The sequence below is a fragment of the Pseudomonas sp. genome (genome assembly GCF_035277045.1).
Classification (GTDB): Bacteria; Pseudomonadota; Gammaproteobacteria; order Pseudomonadales; family Pseudomonadaceae; genus Aquipseudomonas.
The window spans coordinates 1-4,210 of the sequence record NZ_DATELE010000024.1; the positions used below are offsets into that span (position 1 = coordinate 1).

The window sequence follows — 4,210 nt, forward strand, 5'->3', positions numbered from 1 at the left end:
CTTGCGGCGAAACTCCCAGACAACCGCGAGAATCGCACCCAGCTGGATGATGATGTTGAAGGCCATGGCCCGCTCACCACCAAAATTGATCAGGTCGGCCACGATGATCTGGTGGCCGGTACTGGAAATCGGCAGGAACTCGGTCAAGCCCTCGACGATACCCAGTATGACTGCCTGCAAGGCGCTCCAAAAATCCATGTTTCCCCCATGAAACGCTGCGCAGTGCAGGTCCGTTGACGATTGATTGACGCGGCCGAGATCCTACCAGAGAGCTCTGGCAATGGCTCGTGCTGAGCACCTTCTCGACAACAGCGGTTCAGCTGCGGGCTCCACACGGCTTGAAGCGCAGCGCTCGAAGCTTGTAGCATCGCGGCCTTCTTCGCACGCCAAGGAACGCCGATGTCCGGCCTCGAACTCTTCGCCGCCGCGCTCGGCGTGATCGCCGTGTGGCTCACCGTCAGGCAGAACCCCTGGTGCTGGCCGATCGGCCTGCTGATGGTGCTGCTCTACAGCTGGATCTTCTTCGAGGTCAAGCTGTACTCGGACATGCTCCTGCAACTGGTCTATGCGGTGCTGCAGTTATACGGCTGGTGGCAATGGACACGCCCGGAACGGGTCGAGGATGCCCGTCAGGTCAGCTACCTGGGCGCGACGCCACTGCTTGCCGGGTTGGCGATGGGGCTGGTGACCAGCCTGGTACTGGGCGCTGCCATGGCCACCTGGACCGACGCCGCGCAGCCGTGGCTGGACGCGGCCCTCACCGGCTTCAGCCTGGTTGCCCAGGTGTGGATGGCACAGAAACGCGTGCAGTGCTGGCCGCTGTGGGCGGCGCTGGATGTGATCTTTGTCGGGCTGTTCCTCTACAAAGGGTTGTACCTGACCGCTGCGCTCTATGCCCTCTTCACTCTCATCGCCCTGCGCGGCTGGCAGCAATGGCGGCGGGATCCCGCCTTGGTGACCGCATGAAGGTCCTGGTGCTGTGCGGGCCCGAGTCCAGCGGCAAGAGCTGGCTGAGCGGCGAGATCCAGGCGCACTTTGGCGGCGACGTGGTCGGCGAGCATGTGCGTCACTTCATCGACCAGCATCAGCGGGACACCTGCTTCGCCGACATCACACCGATCGCGCGGGGCCAGCTGGCGTGGGAAGACCGCGCCCGCGAACAGGCGCCGCGGCTGCTGGTGCTCGACACCCATCTGCTCAGCAACATGCTCTGGAGCCGTGTGCTGTTCGGGGACTGCCCGCCCTGGATCGAGCAGGCGTTGCTGGCCCGGCGCTACGACCTGCACCTGTTGCTCAGCCCGGAAGGGGTGGACTGGGTGGGCGACGGCCAGCGCTGCCAGCCGCAACTGGACGCGCGCCGCGCGTTCTTCGACGACAGCCAGCGCTGGCTTGAGCAGCACGGGCAACCGGTTCAGGTGATCGAGGGCGACTGGCCGCAACGGCGCGCCCAGGCACTGCGCGCGGTAGAGCGCCTGCTCGCTTGAGGCCGTGCGGCCATTGGCGCCGCGTCCCGGAACCGCGCCTGTTATCATCCCTCATACTTATGTGATGGTTTGATGGCAGGAAGGTTAATTTTTGTGAAGGGCATCTCTGGCTGGATTCGACACCCCCATGCACGACTGGCGAGCCTCGTCGGCCTGGTCCTTGTGCTGCCTGTCTGCTTGCGCCTGGCGCTGGGCTGGTCTGATCCGCACGGCTATCTGTCGGACCTCGCCATTGGCAGCCTGCTGGTGCTGCTATTGCATCGCCGCCGCGGCTGGCTGGCGTTTACGGTACTGCTGTTCTGGGCTGGCCTGACGATCGCGACCGCCGAACTGGTCAGCGCCGTCGGCCGCTTGCCGGCGGTCTCGGATCTGCACTACCTGCTCGACCCAAGCTTCGTCGAGAACTCGACCGGTGGCGGTTTTGCCCACGCCTGGCTGGCGGGCGTGCTTGCCGCTGGCCTGGGCCTCTGGTGCGTGGTGCGCTGGCTCAACCGCACGCGCCCGGCCAGGCCCCTGCCCCGCCTGGCCTGGGCCGCGCCCCTGTTGCTGCTGGGCGCCCACTGGGGCGCCGAGCACCTGGCGCCCAGCGATGCCGACCAATGGCGCCAGTTCAACCTGCCTCACCAATTGCTGGCGGCCGCGGTCGGCGAAGTCCAGCGCGAGGTTGAAAACCTGTGGCTCGGCGATGCCCCGCAGCAGACGCCCCCCATGGAGGGGCTCACCCGGTCGGACCTGGATGGCAAGAAGCTGCTGGATGCCCCGGGACGTGCACGCAATCTGCTGATCATCACCCTCGAAGGTATCCCCGGCGCCTATGTACGGGCCAATCGCGAGGCCATGCACAGCAGCTTCAACGAAGACCTCATGCCCAACCTCAGCCGCTGGGCCGAGCGTGGCATGAACACCCCGGACTATGTCCTGCACTCCCACCAGACCATTCGCGGCCTGTACGCCATGCTCTGCGGCGACTACGACAAGTTCGACAACGGCACCCCCAAGGGCGTCGAGCTGCTGACCCAGCAACAGCGCAACCAGGACTGCCTGCCGGCCCAGCTGCGCCAGCACGGGTTCGCCACGCACTTCCTGCAGGGGGCAGGCCTGCGGTTCATGGCCAAGGACAAGATCATGCCGCACATCGGCTTCGAGTCGACCCATGGCCTGGAGTGGTTCAGCAACCCCAATCACCTGGACTTCGCCTGGGGCAAGGACGACAAGGCCTTCTTCGAAGGCGCGCTCGAGTATGTGAGGCAGATCGACAAGAAGGACCAGCCCTGGATGCTCACGCTGCTGACCGTGGGCACCCACCAGCCCTACTCCGCGCCCCAGGAATACCTGGACCGGTATGAAACCAGCAAGCAGGCAGCGGTCGCCTACCTGGACGACGCCGTCGGCACATTCCTGGACGAGCTCGAGCGGCGCGGCATCATGAAGGACACCCTGGTGGTGGTCACCTCGGACGAGTCCCACGGCATCGAGGGCGTGCGCCTGGCCTCTTCGTGGGGGTTCAACCTGATGCTCGCCCCTGAACAGCAGCAACTGCCCCGGCTCAAGTCCGGCGTGTACGGTCATGTCGACCTTACCGCCTCGTTGCTCGACTATTTCGCGCTGCCCATCCCCGAGCACCTCAGTGGCCGCTCGATGCTGCGCGACTACGCCCGTGGGCGCGAGATGATGTCGTTCACCAACGGCAAGCTGCGCTACCACGATGGACAGGGCACCTTTACCGAGTGCGATTTCCAGGAGCGTTGCCGCCGCTATGCCAGCGCAGGTTTCATCGCTGCACAAGCCAGCTACCTCGGCCGCGACAGCACCGCCGGAGCCCGCCGCATGACCGCCCGGGCAGAAGCGCTGGACCGCTCCCTGATCGGCTCACCGCTCAACCAGCGCTACCAGTTCGGCAGCGCCGACGTCTTGCCCTTGCACCAGAACGTGCGGGACGACTGGACCGACAACCTGATCGGCGCCCAGTACCTGGAAATGCCCAAGGGCAGCTATACCCGCGTGCGCCTGAAAGTGCGCACGCTCGATCCCGAGCACAATGCCTACATTCAGCTCAAGGCCAAGGAGTTCGAACAGGATGTGCAAGTGGGCCTGCCCAGCGAAATGGTGGTCACCGCCGACCGGCCACTGGAATTCGAATTCCGCTTCGACAACCCCCAGGTGCGCAAGGCGTTTTCCTTCCATCTGCTGGGGTATGGCGCCGGGTCGGTGGAAATCAGTGACTTCAGCGTGATCACGCGGCTGGCGGGGGATGAGGACCTGCAGGATGAGCTGTCGGAGGACAGCGTGGCGCATTCGAGCTGAAGCAGGGTGTGGGAGGAACCCCGTGCCATCAGTGCTGGCCAGCGAAGGGGCCAGCACTGACACCACAAGGCAATTGCAACGCTACATCGCGTGCCGCAGCATCTCGACCACCTTGGCATGCAACACCGGGTCACCGCACGCCACCACTGCCCCGCCATGCTGCGCGGTACCGCCATCCCACGCGGTGATGACGCCGCCTGCGCCCTCGATGATCGGCATCAGCGCCTGCACGTCATATGGCTGCAGGCTGGCTTCGACGATCACGTCGACAAAGCCCGAGGCAAGCATGCAATACGCATAGCAGTCGCCGCCGTAACGCATCAGCCGGGCCTGGCCAGCCACCGCCTCGAAGGCTTGCTTGCGCGCCGGGGTGTCGAACATGTCGGGAGTCGTGCACATCAGGGTCGCCGCCGACAGCTCGG

At 65.2% G+C, this 4,210-nt stretch carries 5 protein-coding genes; 3 read left to right on the forward strand and 2 right to left on the reverse strand.

What is annotated here, in order from left to right:
* A partial coding sequence (locus VJS90_RS01215; protein WP_324118248.1) for an undecaprenyl-diphosphate phosphatase occupies positions 1-198 on the reverse strand: 198 nt, incomplete at its 3' end.
* 201 nt (positions 199-399) lie between these two features.
* Between VJS90_RS01215 and pnuC the strand changes: the two genes are divergently transcribed.
* The 3 genes from pnuC to VJS90_RS01230 all read left to right on the forward strand — a co-directional run bounded on the left by pnuC (position 400) and on the right by VJS90_RS01230 (position 3,788).
* Positions 400-966 carry a nicotinamide riboside transporter PnuC gene (gene pnuC / locus VJS90_RS01220; RefSeq protein WP_324118250.1) on the forward strand — a complete coding sequence of 189 codons (567 nt, stop codon included), beginning with the start codon at positions 400-402 and terminating at the stop codon, positions 964-966.
* On the forward strand, positions 963-1,484 hold the full coding sequence (locus VJS90_RS01225; protein WP_324118252.1) for an AAA family ATPase: 522 nt from the start codon (positions 963-965) through the stop codon (positions 1,482-1,484). The genes pnuC and VJS90_RS01225 overlap by 4 nt, the downstream gene beginning before the upstream one ends.
* A 72-nt stretch (positions 1,485-1,556) precedes the next feature.
* Entirely contained in the window at positions 1,557-3,788 is a 2,232-nt protein-coding gene (locus VJS90_RS01230) for an LTA synthase family protein (RefSeq protein WP_324118254.1), read from the forward strand.
* Between the two features lie 81 nt (positions 3,789-3,869).
* On the opposite strand, the gene VJS90_RS01235 is transcribed toward VJS90_RS01230, so the two are convergent.
* A partial coding sequence (locus VJS90_RS01235) for an inositol monophosphatase family protein (RefSeq protein ID WP_324118256.1) occupies positions 3,870-4,210 on the reverse strand: 341 nt, incomplete at its 5' end.